Source organism: Methylophaga sp. SB9B (assembly GCF_004832235.1).
GTDB lineage: Bacteria > Pseudomonadota > Gammaproteobacteria > Nitrosococcales > Methylophagaceae > Methylophaga > Methylophaga muralis.
Genome location: NZ_SSXS01000103.1, coordinates 1 through 253, shown reverse-complemented (window position 1 = coordinate 253; position 253 = coordinate 1). Strand labels below are relative to the sequence as shown.

The following is a 253-nucleotide window of genomic DNA, read 5'->3' as shown; positions in this document are numbered from 1 at the left end:
CGCCCACCAGCAAAAAGCGGCAGCCCAGTTATCCACGCTGTTTCAACAACGAAAAATTGAAAAGCACTATGAGATTCAGGTCGATGGTGACGTTAAGTGGCAAAAACTGACGGTAAATTCCCCTTTGATGGTAAACATGCCGTCAGCCATTTCGAAAAACGCGCTTATGATGCCGAGCAAAACCGGACGCAGTTAGCTGTCTCGATTGAGACGGGCCGGATGCATCAAATTCGCCGCCATTGCGCATCGATTG

At 49.4% G+C, this 253-nt stretch carries 1 protein-coding gene; it reads left to right on the top strand.

Annotation, left to right across the window (positions count from 1 at the left end):
• Nucleotides 1-96: 96 nt before the first annotated feature.
• Nucleotides 97-253, top strand: a 157-nt coding sequence (locus E8Q33_RS16870; protein ID WP_371413308.1) for a pseudouridine synthase, incomplete at its 3' end; no start/stop codon positions are given.